The sequence below is a fragment of the Mesorhizobium sp. M7A.F.Ca.MR.245.00.0.0 genome, assembly GCF_003997415.1.
In the GTDB taxonomy this organism is placed as follows: Bacteria; Pseudomonadota; Alphaproteobacteria; order Rhizobiales; family Rhizobiaceae; genus Mesorhizobium.
On record NZ_RZTE01000013.1, the window covers coordinates 6,619 to 24,331 of the forward strand.

A 17,713-nucleotide genomic window follows, 5' to 3' on the forward strand; every position below is an offset into this window, starting at 1 on the left:
GAACGTCAAGCCCTCTGTTTGAAACAGATATTCCGGAACGAAAGAACCAAAATACACAGATGATGAAATATTTATTCCATTTCACATCGGGGCGTCAAGGGCGATTCCGCGGCCTGCGGGCCGATTTACGCATCGCTCTGATGGATTCTATCATTTGCCTCGGCGGGCTTGCGCGGCGGCGGGCTAGATGTTTTCCGGCAGGTAGATGTCGAAGGGCAGGAAGGTCTGGCCCGGAGCGTTGGCGGCGCCGGTTTCGATGGCATGCGCCATCAGGTCGACGAGCTCACGGCACAAAGCGGCGAGCGGGGTCGAGATCACCATGGTGAGGATGTTGTCGGCGAGTGCCGCGCGCGATTCGGCGTTGATCTCGTTGCAGACGACCACCGGCATGGTCGCGGGCTTCGCTGCCCGCAGCGCCGAGACCGCGCCTTCCATGCCGCCGCCCGCGACGTAGCAGCCGGCAAGATCCGGATAACGCGCCAGAAGATCGATCATCGCGTCATGGGTCACCTGGTTGGCTTCCAGATTGACCAGCGTTTCAAGCACGCTGAACTCCGGCGCATGCTCGCGGAAGAAGGAGCGAAAGCCGATCTCGCGCAGTTCATGGCCGTGGAAGCGGTGGCTACCGACGAAGAGGGCGACCTTGCCGGGCCGCTTGGCTGTCTTGGAGATCATCCATGCGGCGGTGCGCCCGACCTTGCGGTTGTCGAGGCCGATATAGCCCTCCCGGATGCCGGCGGCAAAGTCGGACAGCACCGAAAAAACCGGCTGCCCTCTCGCCTTCAAGGTTTCCACAACCGCTGTCAGGGTCGGATGGTCCGGACCGACAACGGCGATGGCCCTCGATTTCGCCGCCAGCCTGCGCATCTGGGAGGCGATCTCGTCGGGAGCCAGGGAACTGGCGAAATCGATGGTCGCAACGCCGCGGAAGCGCTGCGATTGCGAGATGGCCAGTTCGAGTTCCCGCGCGAAGTCGCCGTAGAAGGCATCATTGCCCCGCAGCAGCAGGAAGCCCAGCCGGTACTCCGGCAATTCCTGGCGCATGCGCTGCTTGATAAGGCCGGCGGCGTGATAGCCGATATCGGTAGCGGTCTCGTAGACGCGGCGCGCTGTCTCCTCGCGCACCGGCAGCCGGTTGTTCAGCACGCGGTCGACGGTGGCGACACTGACGCCCGAGATGCGCGCCAGATCAGATATGGTCGGCCGCTTCACCATGCTTGCCCCGTCGGATTTGCTTGAGCCTTCGTACAGCATCCTGATGGGAAATGATAGAAACTATCTTTATGATGTTGAGTCCATCATCGGTCGGCGTTACTTTGACGCTAGAAGCCAAAGGAATTCATGGCATTCGCCTTGGCGGATGCCTTTGCCGAGGGAGGCAATCATGTCCACTGCGCCGTCCCGGCGTGACTACAGCCTGATCGGCCGCGATGCCAAGCTCGCGGTCGAGACCGGCCTGTCGGCGGCCGAGTGGTATCACACCGACATACCGCGCAAGCAGATGAAGGAGCTGATGCAGCGCTCCGACGGGCCGGCGATCCGCGATACGGCAATCTGGTTCGCCGCGCTGATCGTCAGCGGCGCCGGCGGCGCCTGGTTCTGGGGCACATGGTGGTGCGTGCCGTTCTTCTTCGTCTATGGCGTCCTCTACGGCTCCTCGACGGATTCGCGTTGGCACGAATGCGGCCACGGCACCGCTTTCCGGACGCAATGGATGAACGATGCGGTCTATCAGATCGCCTGCTTCATGATCATGCGCAATCCGGTGACCTGGCGCTGGAGCCACACGCGCCACCACACCGACACCGTCATCGTCGGCCGCGACCCGGAAATCTCGGTCATGCGGCCGCCTGATCTGGTTCGCGCCATGCTGGGCTTCGTCGGTGTGCTCGACGCCTGGCATGCGATGTCAGACATGCTGCGCAACGCCGCCGGCAACATCAGCGCCGCCGAAAAGACCTTCATCCCCGAACAGGAACAGCCCAAGGCGATCCGCGTCGCCCGCATCTGGACGGCGATCTATGCCGCCACCGTCGGGCTGGCGCTCTACACCGGTTCGTTCCTGCCGCTGATGCTGGTCGGCCTGCCCAGGCTCTACGGCGCCTGGCACCATGTCATGGTGGGGCTGCTGCAGCATGGCGGCCTGGCCGACAATGTCACCGACCACAGGCTGAACAGCCGCACCGTCTACATGAACCCGATCAGCCGCTTCATCTACTGGAACATGAACTACCATGTCGAGCATCACATGTTCCCGATGGTGCCCTATCATGCGCTGCCGAGGCTGCACGAACTGATCAAGTACGATCTGCCGGAACCGACACCGTCGATCCTGGCCGGCTATCGCGAGATGATCCCTGTCTTCCTGCGCCAGCTGCGCAACGAGGACTATTTCCTCAAGCGCGAGCTGCCGCCGACCGCACGGCCATATCGCGAAGAATTCCACAACGACACTGTCGCCGCCGCGGCGGAATGATCGTGCTTCCATCCGATCTAGACTGTTTATTTAACGCAATTCCGGACGGGAAAACCGCTGCGCACTTTTCCTGGATTGCTTTTGGGAGGACTTGAATGAGCGACTGGGTCGAGGCCTGCGCCACCGGCGACATAGACGAGGAGGATGTGATGCGCTTCGACCATGGCGGCCGCACCTTCGCCATCTATCGCAGCCCCGACGACGAGTTCTTCGCCACCGACGGCCTGTGCACGCATGAGAAGGTGCACCTGGCCGACGGGCTGGTGATGGATGACATCATCGAATGCCCCAAGCACAATGGCCGCTTCAACTACAAGACGGGTGATGCCCGCGGTGCCCCGGTCTGCGTCAATCTGAAGACCTACCCGGTCAAGGTCGATGCCGGCAAAGTCCTGATCCAGATCGGATGACTGACATGGCGCGGGGAATGGTCATCATCGGCGCCGGCGAATGCGGCGGGCGGGCGGCATTGGCGCTGCGCGACCTCGATTATCGGGGGCCGGTGACGCTGGTCGGCGATGAGCCGCATCTGCCCTATGAGCGCCCGCCTCTGTCCAAGGAGGCGATGGCCAGCGATGCGCCCGAGATCAAGGCGATCGCCAGCGACGCCATTCTGGCCGAGAAATCGATCCGGCATATCCATTCCGTCCAGGCCGTGGCGATCGATCGGGCGGCGCATGCGGTGCGCCTTTCGGACGGATCGGTCCTGCCTTACGACAAGCTCCTGCTGGCAACCGGCTCGATCCCGCGCAAGCTGCCGATGCCCGGCCTTGGCGCGCACTGCGTCTATCTCAGGACCTTCGCCGACGCGCTCGCCATTCGCGCGCATCTTACCCCCGGCAACCGTATCGCCATCATCGGCGGCGGTTTCATCGGCCTCGAACTCGCCGCCGCGGCACGCAAGCTAGGCGCTGCGGTCACCGTTATCGAGGCCCAGCCGCGCATCCTGATGCGCGGCGTGCCGGCGGAGATTGCCGAAATCATCCATGACGCGCATGTCGCCGAGGGCGTTGATATCCTGTGCGGCGATGGCATCGCGTCCATCGCCGACGACGGCAACAAGGTGCGCATAGCGCTTGCCGGCGGCCGGGAAATCGTCGCCGACCTCGCGATCATCGGCATCGGCGCCGTGCCGGTGACCGGGCTGGCGGCCGAAGCCGGCCTGGCGATCGACAACGGCATCGCTGTCGATGCGCAATTGCGCAGCAGCGATCCCGACATCTATGCCGCCGGCGATTGCTGCTCGTTTCCGCTCGCCGTCTATGGCGGCCGTCGGGTGCGGCTGGAAGCTTGGCGCAACGCCCAGGAACAGGGCGCGCTGGCGGCCAGGAACATGCTCGGTGCCGGCGAGGCGCATGCGGCGGTGCCGTGGTTCTGGTCGGATCAATATGGTCTGTCCCTGCAGATCGCCGGGCTGTCCGACGAAGGCAGCAGCACCGTGCGCCGCGACCTCGGCGATGGCGCCTTCATTCTCTTCCATTTGGCGCAAGACGGCAGGCTGGTGGCGGCCAGCGGCATCGGCCCCGGCAACGCGGTCGCCCGCGATATCAGGCTGGCCGAAATGCTGATCGGCAAGCACGCGAAACCGGCGCCGGAAGCGCTGGGATCACAGGCGGTCAAGCTGAAGTCGCTGCTGGCGGCGTGAGCCGTCACGCCAATTGCCGACGTCTGCGCCGCCCCTCATCTGCCTGCCGGCATCTTCTCCCCGTATAGTGACGGGGAGAAGGGCGCTATCATCGCCGGTTTCGCCAATCACCAGCATCGCAAGAAGGGCGCCGAGTTTGCGGCCAGCCCCTTTCTCCCCGTCGCTATACGGGGAGAAATGTCCGGCAGGACAATGAGGGGCGGCGCAGGCGTCGGCAAATTAACGTCAGAGAGGCGCCCTAAAACAGCGCCTTCAGCTCCGCCAATTTGTCGTTCACCAGCCAGCCATAGTAATTCTCTTCCGGCAGCTTTTCGGCTTGGCCCTCGGCGCGGCGCCTGTCGTTCTCCGCCTTCAGCGCGTCGGCGCGCTGCTCCGGATTGCCGACATTGTAGAGCGTGGCCGTGACCCCCGGATTGCCCGCAATGTCGAAGCCGGCAATGCTTTTGTAGGCATCGATCGATTTCCGGATCGTCGCCGCGACGTAGGGCAGCGTCAGGTCGGGATCCATGATGGTCTTGTAGACCGAATTGGGATCGCCGACGTCGAGCTTCGGCAGGCCGGAAACCTTGTGCACGAGATCGCTCATCTGCAAGGCGGTCAGCGGATTGAGCTGGCCGAGGCCGAAGGTCTGGCCGGCATAGTAAGGCTGGAAGAAGGTGGCGCCGAAACGGTCGTCGGGAAAGCTGGTCCCGCCGACGCTCTTGCCGCGAAACGAACGGTTCCACACCTGTTCGCGGCATTCCCACAGGTCGTAGCTGTCGGACATCCCGGCGCATTTCTTGAACTCCGGCCGCTGCACGAAATCGGTGATGTCCTCGCCGTCATAGGCGAAGGAAAGCTTGCTGGAGAGATAGGAGATTGCCTTGACGTAGTAGGTCTGCAGCCGGTCATAGGCATCGACATTGTAGGTGTGCTCGCCGACGATGGCGCCGACGATGTGCAGGGGATCGATGCCGTAGGTGGCTGCTGCCTTCTTGATCTTGCCGCGCAGATCGGCGTCGTTCTGCAGCAGAGCGTAGACCTTGCGATACTTCGCCTGGAAGCTGGTGTTGGTCGCCTGCGTGCGCCGGCTGGAGGCGCCGGGAATGTCGGGCTGCACGGCATTGCGATTTCCCGGCGGCACCAATGTCGCTGCCTCGGCGGCGAACAGCGTCGCCGCCAGCGTCAAGCCGAGAATGACCAGGATCAGTTTTTTCATGCACCCGCCGCCCAAGCAATTCCAGGAAAAGTGTGAAACGGTTTCCCGGAATTGCGTCAAACCAAGAGATCGAGAATTGCCGCGCAAACTAGGTAAAGCTCTTGGTCGAGTCGAGAGCGCCCCTTCACCCGGCACTACGAAAGGTGGCCAGATGGTACCATCTGGCCACACATGATTTTGCTTGCCGGAAAATGTTGCCTGGACCGGCGCCGGAACGTTCCGGCGCCGTGGTTTAAAGGATGAACCGCGACAGGTCGGTATTCCTGGACAGGTCGCCGACATGCTTCTCCACATAGGCGGCATCGATGGTGACTGATGTGCCGTTGCGGTCGGGCGCATCGTAGGAGATTTCGTCCAGCACCCGCTCCATCACCGTCTGCAACCGCCTTGCGCCGATGTTCTCGACGCTGGCGTTGAGGTCGACGGCGATGCCGGCCAGCGAATCGATAGCGTCGTCGGTGAAGGTCAGCTCGACGCCCTCGGTCTTCATCAGAGCGATATACTGCTTGATCAGGCTGGCCTCGGTCTCGGTCAGGATGCGGACGAAATCGTCCTTCTCCAGCGCCCGCAATTCGACGCGGATCGGCAGGCGGCCCTGCAGCTCCGGCAAAAGGTCGGACGGCTTGGAGACGTGGAAGGCGCCGGAAGCGATGAACAGGATATGATCCGTCTTCAATGGCCCGTATTTGGTCGCCACCGTGGTGCCCTCAACCAGCGGCAGCAGGTCGCGCTGCACGCCTTCGCGGGACGGACCGCCCGAAATGTCGGATCTCGCCGCTATCTTGTCGATCTCGTCGAGGAAGACGATGCCGTCATTTTCCGCGGCATCGAGCGCCCGGCGCACGACTTCGTCCTGATCGAGCAGCTTGTCGGACTCGTCATTGACCAACAGGTCGTAGGACTCCTTGACCGTCGTCTTGCGCGTCTTGGTCTTCTTGCCGCCCATCGCCTTCGACAGCATGTCGTTGATGTTGAGCACGCCGATATTGGCGCCCGGCATGCCGGGGATCTCGAAGCCGGGCATGCCGCCGCTGCCGGTGTCGGCAACCTCGACCTCGATCTCCTTGTCGTCGAGTTCGCCGTCGCGCAGCTTCTTGCGGAAACTATCGCGGGTGGCCGGGCTCGCCGTCTTGCCGACCAGCGCTTCCAGCACGCGTTCCTCGGCGTTGACGTGGGCGCGCGCCTTGACGTCTTCGCGCATCTTCTCGCGCACCAGGCCGATGGCGATCTCGACCAGATCGCGGATGATCTGCTCGACATCGCGGCCGACATAGCCGACCTCGGTGAACTTGGTCGCCTCGACCTTGACGAAAGGCGCACCGGCGAGCCGCGCCAGGCGGCGCGAGATTTCGGTCTTGCCGACGCCGGTCGGCCCGATCATCAGGATGTTCTTCGGCATCACCTCTTCGCGCATCTGGCCTTCCAGCTGCTGGCGGCGCCAGCGGTTGCGCAAGGCGATGGCCACGGCGCGCTTGGCGTCCTTCTGGCCGATGATGAAACGGTCGAGTTCCGAAACGATTTCGCGGGGAGAAAATGTGCTCATATCACTAGATTCCACTTTGCCACTGCTTGATGGCCTCGAACGGATGCAGCAGCATGATCACGTTGAGTGTCAGATTGTCCCGGATGAGATAGCCGGTACCGAGTTCGAAGATGATGGCAAGGCTGACGATCACCCATATAGGTAGCCTTCGCGCCATCACAAATCCCAGCATCATGGCCAGTGTGTCGGACACCGAATTGATGATGCTGTCGCCGTAATAGTCGAGCGAGATGGTGCCGGCGCGGTAGCGCTCGATGATGAATGGGCTGTTTTCGAGCAGCTCCCAACCGCCTTCGATGAAGACGGCGAACGCCAGTCTCAAGCCGATCGGCGAACGCGGGAACAGGAATCTTGCCAGCGCATAGAACAGGAAGCCGTGGATGATGTGCGAGAACGTATACCAGTCCGAAATGTGCTGGGAATTCTCCGAACTCTGCACGACGCCATGCCAGAGCTTGACGTAGCCGCAGGTGCAGATCGGCGCTCGCCCCATGCCGTAGAGCGCCCCGGCCTGGAAGATGATCAGCGCGAGGACGAGCAGAAGCCCCATTCGCCAGCTGTCTTCATAGGCCGAATAGCTGTTCTCCGCGGCCGGTGTCGTCATCGGTTCATTCCCCCTCGTTTCGCGTCGCCGTCTCGATCATCACAAAGCCTTGTCACGCCTTCAGCGGCGGTAGCCGGCGGATCACGGCAGCCGGCAAGGTGGGTTTGACCACAATCCGCCGGATACGCTGCCAGCCAGCCCCGAACAGAATGATCAGCGCGCCAACAACGACCAGGATCAAGGCAAAAGGCGGGATGCCCGTCGAATCGGAGGCGGAATTCACCAGATAATAGATGCCCAGCGAGCCGAAGTAAGCCAATGTCGGAACCAGAAGCGAACGGCGGTCGATAGCAAGCGCGACATAGAGGAAGCCAAGGATCAGAATCGCCAGCATGAGGGTTGCATTGGTATCCGGCGCGATATGTCCGAATACGACGTTCTGGCCGGTTGCCATAATGAAGAGCGGATGCACCAGCATGGGCGCCGAGACGACATGCAGCCAGAAAGCGCAATCGGACCAGATCTTGCGTCGATCCCTATCGTAAATGTCAAAAGCTACACCCGTTGCGAACACGATCAGGCCGCAGATCAGCGGCATGTAAAGTGCCGCGCGGAGCAATTCGGGAACATCCTCCATATGCGGTGGCGCAATCGCACCCGCTGTCACGCTGTCATACAGGATTATCGCCGTTTGCAGGAAGGCAAGCAGTGTAAAAGCGATGGCGATAGCCCCGGCAATGATGGGGACGCGAAAGCGCCAGAAATAGATCGCCGCCGCGATTATTCCTCCGCCCAGGAACAGATATCCGGCCCGGGACGCCGTCTGGCGCAACGCCAACAGCTGCCAGATAGTCTCCGGCTTGCGTATGCCGAAGCTGGCTTCCACCTGTAGCGCCAGAGCGGCCAGAATGGCGGCCATGAAAATCAGGGCAAGCACGGACGACGATAATTTCATCCGGTGCTGACGCGTGACGATTTCGGCGAGCCCCCAGGCGAAAACCGCAAGGATGCCGGCGATCCAGAATGTCTGGCCTGGAAGCAAGGTGGTGAGGACAAAGAAGAATCCGGCGCTGAGCAGAACGGTTCCCACGGTGACAAACAGATCGTTGCCGCCGCCCACCAGCCGCAGGTTTTCCTCGTCACCCTCGTCATCGGCGCGCCTGGCCTCGAGGGCGAGAGCGACCGCACGTTCCATGGCCTCCAACTGATCGCGCAGGGTCTGCGAGATCAAACCTTTCGCGACTGCCTTGTCGAGGGTTTCGGCGCTGATCAATTGGGCTCCTGCGTCGCGTCGCGCGCCATCATCAAGGCCGGCCCGTACTCCGATGTTCTGGTGTCAAAGGCAACAAAGCCCGCCTTTTCATAGGCACGGATCGCCCTGACATTGGCGGGATCCGGGTCGATGATGACGCGCGGAACACCTTCCTCGAACAGTTGTTCGACGAACTGGCGCACTATCGCCGAGCCATGGCCGCGCCCGACCAGCTCCGGCACGCCGATCGACACGTCGATGCCGAGCGTGCCGAACGGCTGGTCGGCATAGGGATGGTCGTCTTCCAGATGCGGGTCGTAGCTCTGCAGATAGGCAATCGGCTTGCCGTCGAGCTCGACGATCAGCGGCTCGACCGAAATCGAGTCGATGTGCTCGCGAATGCCGGCGATTTCCGTCTCCGGATCGTCCCACCACTCTGCAACATGCGGCTCGGCGAGCCAGCCGGCGATCATCGGCAGGGCTTTTTCCGTCACCGGCCGAAAATCGTAGCTATCTTCTTGTTCGGCCATGATCTCTGGACGAACGGAACCGTTCGTCCGAGAAAACCGGTTTCCACTTTTCGGGGTCATGGCCGGCTTTTCAGCCGACATCGAGCGTTTCGACGACGAAATTGTTGTTGGTGTAGACGCAGATATCGGATGCGATCTGCATCGCCTTGCGGGCGATCTCCTCGGCATCCTTGTCGCTGTCCATCAGCGCGCGCGCCGCGGCCAGTGCGTAATTGCCGCCCGAACCGATGGCCATGACGCCGAATTCGGGTTCGAGCACGTCGCCGGTGCCGGTCAGCGCCAGCGATACCGACTTGTCGGCCACCAGCATCATCGCTTCCAGCCGGCGCAGATAGCGGTCGGTGCGCCAGTCCTTGGCGAGTTCGACGCAGGCGCGCGTCAGCTGGTCTGGATATTGTTCGAGCTTGGCTTCGAGTCGCTCCAGCAGCGTGAAGGCGTCGGCGGTGGCGCCGGCGAACCCGGCGATCACATTGCCGCCCTTGCCGATGCGGCGCACCTTCTTGGCGTTGCCCTTCATGATGGTCTGGCCAAGGCTGACCTGGCCGTCGCCGGCGATCACCACCTTGTTGCCCTTGCGCACCGTCACGATGGTCGTGGCGTGCATGGTCAGATTATCGGACATTTCCTGGCTCCGAGCAGCGCCATCCCGATAAGGCGATCGGCGCGGTACGAGTGACTTGATCGGCCATATGTATGCATGGGACCGATGATTGCAAACCGCTGGATAGCGGCCGGGTTCGCAACTGGCAATCGCCGGATCATGCTGCTAGAAGGCTTTCGTTTTCAAGCCTGCGAGCGCTTGAACCTCTGAGCTGGTCACGATGTGAACCTCTGGACAAGGATAGAGTGATGCCGCCCCGCGCCGCCGAAGTCAGCCGCAAGACCAAGGAAACCGAGATTGCCGTCTCGGTCCATGTCGACGGCACCGGAAAATCGGACATTTCGACGGGCGTCGGCTTCTTTGACCATATGCTGGACCAACTGGCGCGCCATTCCCTGATCGACATGACGGTCAGGGCCAAGGGCGACCTGCATATCGACGATCATCACACCGTCGAGGACACCGGCATCGCGCTTGGCCAGGCGCTGGCCAAGGCACTGGGCGAGCGGCGCGGCATCATGCGCTATGCCTCGATCGACCTTGCCATGGACGAGACGCTGACGCGCGCTGCGATCGACGTGTCCGGCCGACCGTTCCTGGTCTGGAACGTTTCCTTCTCGTCGCCGAAGATCGGCACCTTCGACACCGAGCTGGTGCGCGAATTCTTCCAGGCTTTGGCGCAGAATGCTGGCATCACGCTGCATGTCACCAATCACTATGGCGCCAACAACCATCACATCGCCGAGACCTGCTTCAAGGCGGTGGCGCGCGCGCTGCGCGCGGCTCTCGAACGCGATCCGCGCCAGCCGGATGCGGTTCCCTCCACCAAGGGATCGTTGAAGGGATAAGGCCATGGCCACCTATGTCGTGATGGAACCGCCAGGCCGCAGCGAGAAGGCCGATGCCACGGCCTTTGTCCGCGATGGCTTCACCTGGCTGGGCCTCCTGGTGCCGCCGCTATGGTTCGCCTGGCATCGGCTGTGGATCGAGGCAGCGCTTGCCTTCGTCGTCATGGGCCTGCTTTCGATGCTGGGCCAGAAGCTCGGCCTTGGTCTGGCCGGCTCGCTGCTGTCGCTGTTGGTTTCGCTCTATGTCGGACTGGAAGGGCAAGGCCTGCGCATCGCGGCACTTCGCCGGCGCGGTTGGCACGAATGGGGCCCGGTCGAAGCCGGTTGGCTCGACGACGCCGACACACGCTATGCGCTGGAAGCGGAAGCGCTTGCCGATGAGGTTGTGCCGGCGCCGCGCATGGTCCCCGATGCTGCCCTGGCGCGGCCAGCGCAGCCGGGTATGGCGCTGGGGCTGACCCACATTCCGGGAAGAAGCTGACATGCGGGTTGCGATCATCGACTACGGCTCGGGCAATTTGCGCTCGGCCACCAAGGCTTTCGAGCGCGCCGCGCGCGAAGCCGGCATATCGGCCGATATCGACCTGACCGCAGATGCCGAGCGGGTGCGCACGGCCGATCGCATCGTCCTGCCCGGCGTCGGCGCCTATGCCGACTGCGCCTCCGGCCTGCAGGCCGTCGAAGGCATGTGGGAAGCCGTCGAGGAGGTTGCGATCGTCAAGGGCCGGCCGTTCCTCGGCATCTGCGTCGGCATGCAGCTGATGTCGCAGCGCGGCCTCGAAAAGACGATTACCAAGGGCTTCGGCTGGATATCGGGCGACGTGAAGGAGATCATGCCTTCCGATCCGGCGCTGAAGATCCCGCAGATCGGCTGGAACACGATCGAGCTCAAGCGCCAGCATCCGCTGTTTGCCGGCATACCGACTGGCGCAAGCGGGCTGCATGCCTATTTCGTGCATTCCTATCATCTCGATGCGGGCAAGGCGGACGAGGTTCTGGCGGTTGCCGACTATGGCGGCCCGGTGACGGCGGCCGTCGCCCGCGACAATCTTGTCGGCACGCAGTTCCACCCGGAAAAGAGCCAGGCGCTCGGCCTCGCGCTGATCACCAATTTCCTGCGCTGGAGGCCCTAGAGCATGATCCCGAAAAGTGGACCCCGGTTTCTCGGACAAACGGTTCCCGTTTGTCCGGAGGTCATGCTCAAGCAGAGGGATAGACCATGAGCAAGAAGGGCTACTGGATGGCGATGGTCGAGGTGACCGATCCGGAAAACTATCCGCTATACATTGCCGCCAACAAAGCGGCTTTCGACAAATATGGCGCAAAGTTCCTGACCCGCGGCGGTCAGTCGTCGAGCCCGGAAGGGTCGTCGGGCAATCGCCATGTCATCATCGAGTTCGAGAGCTATGCGGTCGCACTCGCCTGCTTCCATTCGCCCGAATACCAGGCGGCGCTGAAGTTCCGACGCCTCTATTCGACGTCGCGTTTCGCCATTGTGGAAGGCGCCTGAACGGATGATCCTTTTCCCTGCCATCGATCTCAAGGACGGCCAGTGCGTGCGCCTCAGGCATGGCGACATGGCCACCGCGACCATCTACAACGATGATCCTGCCGCGCAGGCGCGGGCCTTCGAGCAACAGGGTTTCGAATGGCTGCATGTCGTCGACCTCAACGGCGCCTTCCAGGGCCAGAGCGTCAACAGTGCGGCGGTCGGCGCCATCCTCAAGGCAACGAAGAACCCGGTGCAGCTCGGCGGCGGCATCCGCACGCTGGCGCAGATCGAGGATTGGCTCGATCGCGGGCTGGCCCGCGTCATCCTCGGCACGGTGGCGGTGCGCGATCCTGACCTGGTCAAGCAGGCCTGCAAGGCGTTTCCGGGCAAGGTCGCCGTCGGCATCGACGCCAAGGGCGGCAAGGTCGCCGTCGAGGGCTGGGCCGAGGCGTCGAGCCTCGGCGTCATCGAACTGGCGACGAAGTTCGAGGGCGCCGGCGTCGCCGCCATCATCTACACCGACATCGACCGCGACGGCGTTTTGACCGGCATCAACTGGGACGCCACCATCGACCTCGCCGATGCCGTGTCGATCCCGGTCATCGCGTCGGGCGGCCTCGCCTCGATCGCCGACATCGTGCGCATGACCATGCCCGATGCGCAAAAGCTCGAAGGCGCGATCTCCGGCCGCGCGCTCTATGACGGCCGCATCGATCCGGCCGAGGCCCTGGCGATCCTGCAGGGCAGGGCGGAGACGCGGACGTGAAAATCTCCATTATCCTGGCCTCCTATGACAGCGGCCACTACCATGGCGGCATGGGCCAGGGGCCGGACGCGTTGGTCTCGGGCGGGCTCGTCGACGCCCTGACGATGGCCGGCCACGATGTGATGGTCGAGGATATCGGCAAGGTTGGAGATACCCAGGAGCGCGAAATCGCCACCGGCTTTGCCGTCTGCAACGCGGTTGCGAGCGAGGTTCGTCTTGCCCGTGACGCCGGTCGGTTTCCCATCGTCCTTGCCGGAAACTGCCTGACCAGCGCCGGCGCGGTCGCCGGCGAGGACGCCGATGCGATCATCTGGGCCGACCAGCATGGCGATCTCAACACGCCCGAGACATCCACATACGGCTTTCTCGACGGCATGGCGCTGGCGACCGTGCTCGGCCTGTGCTGGCGACCGATGGCGTCCGCCATTCCCGGCTTCAAGCCGGTCGATCCTTCACGCTGCGTGCTCGTCAACGCGCGCGATCTCGATCCGGACGAGAAGCGGCTGCTGGAGACATTGCCGATCGTGCGGACGGAATGCTCCGGGGTGGCCCGGGCGGCCGAAAGACTGAAGATCGCCGGCGCCAGACGCGTGCACATGCATCTCGACATGGACGTGCACGATCCCCGGGAGCTGCAGGCCAACCGCTATATCACTTCGGGCGGGCCGAGCCCGGAACAGCTGCGCGATGCCACTTGCGCCATGGCGCTTGCGGTGCCGGTCGTCGGCATCACCGTCTCCGCCTACGACCCGGCCTTCGACGCCCAGGCCGATGTTCCGCCGCTGGTCGGCCAGTTGCTGAACGATCTCATCGCCACGATAGAGGGCCGCTGATGCTGAAAGCCCGTGTCATCCCCTGTCTCGACGTCAAGAACGGCCGTGTCGTCAAGGGCGTCAATTTCGTCGATCTCGTCGACGCCGGCGATCCGGTCGAGGCGGCCAAGGCCTATGACGCGGCCGGCGCCGACGAACTCTGCTTCCTCGACATCACCGCTTCGTCGGACAATCGCGAGACCATCTTCGACGTCATCGCACGCACCGCCGAACAATGCTTCATGCCGCTGACCGTTGGCGGCGGCGTGCGCCAGGTCGCCGATATCAGGAAGCTGCTCTTGGCCGGCGCCGACAAGGTGTCGATCAACACGGCCGCGGTGAAGAACCCGGATTTCGTCGCCGAGGCCGCCGACAAGTTCGGCAACCAATGCATCGTCGTCGCCATCGACGCCAAGAAAGTGTCGGGAACCAATGAGGCCGATCGCTGGGAGATCTTCACCCATGGCGGGCGCGAAAAGACCGGCATCGACGCGGTCGAATTCGCGCGCCAAATGGTCGATCGCGGCGCCGGCGAGATCCTGCTGACGTCGATGGATCGGGACGGCACCAAGGCCGGCTACGACATCGCGCTGACCCGCGCGATATCAGACGCCGTGCGCGCGCCGGTGATCGCTTCCGGCGGCGTCGGCACGCTCGACCACATGGTCGAAGGCATTCGCGACGGCCATGCCGGCGCGGTGCTGGCGGCGTCCATCTTCCATTTCGGCACCTACACGATAGCGCAGGCCAAGGCGCATATGGCCGCCGCCGGCCTGCCGATGCGGCTGGACTCTGTGAATAATCCGCCCTAAAGCATGATCCCGAAAAGTGGGAACCGGTTTTCGGAAAAGATCCTGCTTAAACAAGCAGATAGATGACGCCATGACCGAGTTTTCGCTTTCCGATCTGGAAAAAATCATTGGGGAACGCGCCCATTCCGGAGATCGGGATTCGTGGACGGCAAAATTGTTCGCGCGCGGCATCGACAAGGCGGCGCAGAAGCTCGGCGAGGAGGCCGTCGAGACGGTGATTGCCGCCGTCAGGGGCGACAAACCGGCCATCGTTTCAGAAAGCGCCGATCTTATATATCATTGGCTCGTCGTTCTCGGCCTCTCCGGGGTACCGCTGAGCGACGTGCTTAGGGAACTCGAAGGCCGCACCCGGCGTTCGGGCATCGCCGAGAAGGCGTCACGGCCCAAGGGCTGACCGCGAGGAAGGGCAGGTATCTCGATGGATCAGCTCGCGCCGACCGAGAAATATTCTCCCTTTCGCTTCTTCTCCGCCGAGCAATGGTCGCAATTCCGCGCCGACACGCCGCTGACGCTGAGCGCGGACGAATTCCGCCGCCTGCGCTCGCTCAACGATCCGGTCGATCTCGAGGAGGTCACGCGCATCTATCTGTCGCTGTCGCGGCTGTTGTCGGCGCATGTCGAAGCGAGCCAGCTGCTGTTCCGGCAACGCCAGGCCTTCTTCAACGCGGTCGACGTGGTCAAAACACCCTTCATCATCGGCATCGCCGGTTCAGTCGCGGTCGGCAAATCGACCACCGCACGCGTGCTGAAGGAACTTTTGGCGCGCTGGCCGTCGAGCCCCAAGGTCGATCTCATCACCACCGACGGCTTCCTGCTGCCCAACGAGGTCCTGCGCCGCGAGAACCTGATGGAGCGCAAGGGTTTCCCCGACAGCTACGATGTGGGCGCGCTGCTGCGCTTCCTGTCGGGCATCAAGTCGGCGCTGCCCGATGTCCGCGCGCCGGTCTATTCGCACCTGACCTATGACGTCATTCCCGGCGAGTTCGTCACCATCGACCGGCCCGACATATTGATCTTCGAAGGCATCAATGTCCTGCAGCCCGGCAAGCTGCCGCAGGACGGCAAGATCGTCCCTTTCCTGTCGGACTTCTTCGACTTCGCCATCTACATCGATGCCGACGAGAAGCTGATCCACAACTGGTACATTTCCCGCTTCATGCGGCTGCGTGAGACCGCCTTCCGCAACCCGGACTCCTTCTTTCACCGCTATTCGCAGCTGTCGGAGAGTTCGGCGCGCGCCATCGCCGAAGGCCTGTGGACCAACATTAATTTGAAGAATCTGCGCGAGAACATCCTGCCGACGCGGGCCCGCGCCGACTTGATCCTGCGCAAAGGCGCCGACCACCTGATCGAGGAAGTGGCGCTCAGGAAGCTGTGACGGCCGGCTCCGTCACCCGCCGCAGCGTCAGATTGATCCGCCCGCCGTTTTTCAGCAGCGCCGAGGTCGAGGGATAGATCCGATCGACGCCGTGAAAGCACAGCCGCCCCTCGCCGCCGAGCACCACGACGTCACCGCTTTGCAGCCTGAACGACTTGGTGGCGCCATCACGCGTAGTCTGGCCGACTCGGAACAGGCAGTCGTCGCCGAGCGAGACGGAGACGACCGGCGCCGAAAGATCGGTCTCGTCGCGGTCCTGATGCAGGCCCATTTTTGCGTCCGGCGTGTAGAAATTGATGAGGCATGCTTCCGGCGGGTGCGGATAGCCCGAGACCTCGCGCCACAGGTCGAGCAGCGCATCCGGAATTGGCGGCCAAGGCGCCCCGGTTACCGGATGCGCCGGCTGGTAACGATAGCCGTGCTCCTTGTCGGTGACCCAGCCGAGCGGCCCGCAATTGGTCATACGCACGCTCATCTCCTTGCCGGTGCGCGGCATGGCCGGCACGAACAGCGGCGCCTGCTGCACGATCCGTCTCACCTCGTCGACCAGCTCTTCCTGCGCGCTGCGCGACAGGTAGGCCGGCATGTGGCGGACGCCTTTGGGCAGGACGAGCACGGATTCGATTACCTCTTGGATGGTTCGGAACCGTAAAATGTCACGATCAAATGAAAACGGCGACCCGAAAGCCGCCGCTCTTGTCGAATTGGCAGCCGCCGATCAGGCGAGGTCGGGAATGCGCAGCACCTGGCCCGGATAGATCTTGTCGGGATGGGTCAGCATCGGCTTGTTGGCCTCGAATATGACCGTGTTCTTGACGCCTTGGCCCTTGCCGTAGCTTTTCTCGGCGATCTTCCAGAGATTGTCGCCCTTCTTCACCGTGTAGAAGGTGGGCTCCTTGGCGGGGGCGGCGGCCGTGCCAGGTGCTGGCGCGACCTGCAATTCGTCCGCCTGCACTTTGGAGACGCCGAGCGTGTTGCCGACGGCGATGACCGCCTTCTCGAAGATCGACTGGTCCTTGACCACACCCTTCAGCACCGCCGTGTCGCCCGTGACGACGACCTCGACGCCATCGGTGCCGAGCTTGTGCGAATCGAGCTCCTTCTTGAGTGTGTCGGCCGTGGGTGCGGCTTCGTCGTCACCGCCGATGCCCAGTTTCTTGCCGACGCTCTTGACGAAATCGAACATGCCCATCCTTGGGTCTCCCTTGCTAATGGCAATGGTTGAACCTTGCATCTGCGGTCCAAAATGGGAAGTCGTTTTGTGCGCGTGCCTAGATCCAAGAGATAGAGCATGATGTCGTCCGAAAACCGCTTCACACTTTTCGGCATCATGCTCTGGTGTGGTGCTTAATCGTTCTCCACCCGGCCGCGCAGCTTCTTGATCGTGCCGCGCCCGGCCTTGCTCTTCAGCCGCCGTTCCACGGCACCCTTCGACGGCCGTGTCTTCTTGCGCGGCGGCGGTGGCGGTTCGGCGGCCTTGGCGACCAATGCCGTCAGCCGTGCCCGCGCATCCGTCCGGTTCTGTTCCTGGGTGCGGAAGCGGCCTGCTTCGATGACGATGACACCGTCCTTGGTGGCACGCTGGCCGGCAAGCTTGATCGTCCGCTCGCGCACGCGCTCCGACAGACCCGTTGCGTTGGCCGCGTCGAAGCGCAGTTGCACCGCCGTCGCCACCTTGTTGACGTTCTGGCCGCCGGGACCGGACGAGCGGATGAAATCCTCGTGCAGGTCGCCCGGATGGATCACCGCATCGCCTGATATGATGATGTTGTCGTCGCTCGCCATGCCGCAGTCATGGCGCGGCGGATCGAAAAAG

At 63.0% G+C, this 17,713-nt stretch carries 22 protein-coding genes; 12 read left to right on the forward strand and 10 right to left on the reverse strand.

The features are described from left to right. Nucleotides 1-183: 183 nt before the first annotated feature. On the reverse strand, nucleotides 184-1,215 hold the full coding sequence (locus EOB80_RS15520) for a LacI family DNA-binding transcriptional regulator (RefSeq protein ID WP_127322592.1): 1,032 nt from the start codon (nucleotides 1,213-1,215) through the stop codon (nucleotides 184-186). A gap of 169 nt (nucleotides 1,216-1,384) precedes the next feature. Between EOB80_RS15520 and EOB80_RS15525 the strand changes: the two genes are divergently transcribed. From EOB80_RS15525 to EOB80_RS15535, 3 genes are all read left to right on the forward strand, one after another. Continuing rightward, entirely contained in the window at nucleotides 1,385-2,476 is a 1,092-nt protein-coding gene (locus tag EOB80_RS15525) for a fatty acid desaturase family protein (protein ID WP_127328512.1), read from the forward strand. Between the two features lie 95 nt (nucleotides 2,477-2,571). Then, nucleotides 2,572-2,886 carry a MocE family 2Fe-2S type ferredoxin gene (locus EOB80_RS15530; protein WP_027161041.1) on the forward strand — a complete coding sequence of 105 codons (315 nt, stop codon included), beginning with the start codon at nucleotides 2,572-2,574 and terminating at the stop codon, nucleotides 2,884-2,886. After that, a complete protein-coding gene (locus EOB80_RS15535; RefSeq protein WP_164762622.1) occupies nucleotides 2,883-4,121 on the forward strand; it encodes an FAD-dependent oxidoreductase in 1,239 nt (412 codons plus the stop codon). Before EOB80_RS15530 ends, EOB80_RS15535 begins: the two co-directional genes overlap by 4 nt. A gap of 238 nt (nucleotides 4,122-4,359) precedes the next feature. Here the strand turns inward: EOB80_RS15535 and EOB80_RS15545 are convergent, their stop codons facing one another. The 6 genes from EOB80_RS15545 to hslV form a co-directional block, all read right to left on the reverse strand. Beyond that, the gene (locus EOB80_RS15545; RefSeq protein ID WP_127328514.1) at nucleotides 4,360-5,319 is read right to left on the reverse strand and encodes a DUF1402 family protein; all 960 of its coding nucleotides are present in this window, start codon (nucleotides 5,317-5,319) and stop codon (nucleotides 4,360-4,362) included. Between the two features lie 232 nt (nucleotides 5,320-5,551). Then, nucleotides 5,552-6,862: an ATP-dependent protease ATPase subunit HslU gene (hslU, locus tag EOB80_RS15550; RefSeq protein ID WP_127328515.1), complete on the reverse strand. Its 1,311-nt coding sequence runs from the start codon at nucleotides 6,860-6,862 to the stop codon at nucleotides 5,552-5,554. A 4-nt stretch (nucleotides 6,863-6,866) separates the two neighbouring features. Further along, nucleotides 6,867-7,466, reverse strand: a complete 600-nt coding sequence (locus EOB80_RS15555) for a DUF2585 domain-containing protein (protein ID WP_127328516.1) — start codon at nucleotides 7,464-7,466, stop codon at nucleotides 6,867-6,869. A gap of 52 nt (nucleotides 7,467-7,518) precedes the next feature. Continuing rightward, entirely contained in the window at nucleotides 7,519-8,526 is a 1,008-nt protein-coding gene (locus EOB80_RS15560) for a hypothetical protein (RefSeq protein ID WP_164762623.1), read from the reverse strand. Between the two features lie 149 nt (nucleotides 8,527-8,675). Continuing rightward, nucleotides 8,676-9,188: a GNAT family N-acetyltransferase gene (locus EOB80_RS15565; RefSeq protein ID WP_127328517.1), complete on the reverse strand. Its 513-nt coding sequence runs from the start codon at nucleotides 9,186-9,188 to the stop codon at nucleotides 8,676-8,678. A 70-nt stretch (nucleotides 9,189-9,258) separates the two neighbouring features. Further along, entirely contained in the window at nucleotides 9,259-9,810 is a 552-nt protein-coding gene (gene hslV, locus EOB80_RS15570; RefSeq protein ID WP_127320227.1) for an ATP-dependent protease subunit HslV, read from the reverse strand. Nucleotides 9,811-10,037: 227 nt separating this feature from the next. On the opposite strand from hslV, the gene hisB reads away from it, so the two are divergent. From hisB to coaA, 9 genes are all read left to right on the forward strand, one after another. Continuing rightward, the gene (hisB, locus tag EOB80_RS15575; protein ID WP_127266875.1) at nucleotides 10,038-10,637 is read left to right on the forward strand and encodes an imidazoleglycerol-phosphate dehydratase HisB; all 600 of its coding nucleotides are present in this window, start codon (nucleotides 10,038-10,040) and stop codon (nucleotides 10,635-10,637) included. Nucleotides 10,638-10,641: 4 nt separating this feature from the next. Next, the gene (locus EOB80_RS15580; RefSeq protein WP_127328518.1) at nucleotides 10,642-11,118 is read left to right on the forward strand and encodes a DUF2628 domain-containing protein; all 477 of its coding nucleotides are present in this window, start codon (nucleotides 10,642-10,644) and stop codon (nucleotides 11,116-11,118) included. A gap of 1 nt (nucleotide 11,119) precedes the next feature. Next, the gene (gene hisH / locus EOB80_RS15585) at nucleotides 11,120-11,770 is read left to right on the forward strand and encodes an imidazole glycerol phosphate synthase subunit HisH (RefSeq protein ID WP_127320231.1); all 651 of its coding nucleotides are present in this window, start codon (nucleotides 11,120-11,122) and stop codon (nucleotides 11,768-11,770) included. A gap of 86 nt (nucleotides 11,771-11,856) precedes the next feature. Then, the gene (locus tag EOB80_RS15590; RefSeq protein ID WP_127328519.1) at nucleotides 11,857-12,147 is read left to right on the forward strand and encodes a DUF1330 domain-containing protein; all 291 of its coding nucleotides are present in this window, start codon (nucleotides 11,857-11,859) and stop codon (nucleotides 12,145-12,147) included. Between the two features lie 4 nt (nucleotides 12,148-12,151). After that, nucleotides 12,152-12,895 carry a 1-(5-phosphoribosyl)-5-[(5-phosphoribosylamino)methylideneamino]imidazole-4-carboxamide isomerase gene (hisA, locus tag EOB80_RS15595; RefSeq protein ID WP_127328520.1) on the forward strand — a complete coding sequence of 248 codons (744 nt, stop codon included), beginning with the start codon at nucleotides 12,152-12,154 and terminating at the stop codon, nucleotides 12,893-12,895. Then, complete coding sequence (locus tag EOB80_RS15600) at nucleotides 12,892-13,728, forward strand: arginase family protein (RefSeq protein ID WP_127328521.1); 837 nt, start codon at nucleotides 12,892-12,894, stop codon at nucleotides 13,726-13,728. Before hisA ends, EOB80_RS15600 begins: the two co-directional genes overlap by 4 nt. Next, nucleotides 13,725-14,519: an imidazole glycerol phosphate synthase subunit HisF gene (hisF, locus tag EOB80_RS15605; protein WP_164762627.1), complete on the forward strand. Its 795-nt coding sequence runs from the start codon at nucleotides 13,725-13,727 to the stop codon at nucleotides 14,517-14,519. The genes EOB80_RS15600 and hisF overlap by 4 nt, the downstream gene beginning before the upstream one ends. A 70-nt stretch (nucleotides 14,520-14,589) precedes the next feature. Beyond that, on the forward strand, nucleotides 14,590-14,913 hold the full coding sequence (locus EOB80_RS15610) for a phosphoribosyl-ATP diphosphatase (RefSeq protein ID WP_127328523.1): 324 nt from the start codon (nucleotides 14,590-14,592) through the stop codon (nucleotides 14,911-14,913). Nucleotides 14,914-14,937: 24 nt separating this feature from the next. Next, complete coding sequence (coaA, locus tag EOB80_RS15615; protein WP_127266882.1) at nucleotides 14,938-15,897, forward strand: type I pantothenate kinase; 960 nt, start codon at nucleotides 14,938-14,940, stop codon at nucleotides 15,895-15,897. Here the strand turns inward: coaA and EOB80_RS15620 are convergent. The 3 genes from EOB80_RS15620 to arfB all read right to left on the reverse strand — a co-directional run bounded on the left by EOB80_RS15620 (nucleotide 15,884) and on the right by arfB (nucleotide 17,682). Beyond that, a complete protein-coding gene (locus EOB80_RS15620) occupies nucleotides 15,884-16,513 on the reverse strand; it encodes an alpha-ketoglutarate-dependent dioxygenase AlkB (RefSeq protein ID WP_127328524.1) in 630 nt (209 codons plus the stop codon). The genes coaA and EOB80_RS15620 overlap by 14 nt on opposite strands. Nucleotides 16,514-16,615: 102 nt before the next feature. After that, nucleotides 16,616-17,089, reverse strand: coding sequence for a peptidoglycan-binding protein LysM (lysM, locus tag EOB80_RS15625; RefSeq protein ID WP_027039967.1), 474 nt, complete (start codon nucleotides 17,087-17,089; stop codon nucleotides 16,616-16,618). Nucleotides 17,090-17,244: 155 nt separating this feature from the next. Continuing rightward, complete coding sequence (arfB, locus tag EOB80_RS15630) at nucleotides 17,245-17,682, reverse strand: alternative ribosome rescue aminoacyl-tRNA hydrolase ArfB (protein ID WP_127328525.1); 438 nt, start codon at nucleotides 17,680-17,682, stop codon at nucleotides 17,245-17,247. Between the last annotated feature and the right edge of the window lie 31 nt (nucleotides 17,683-17,713).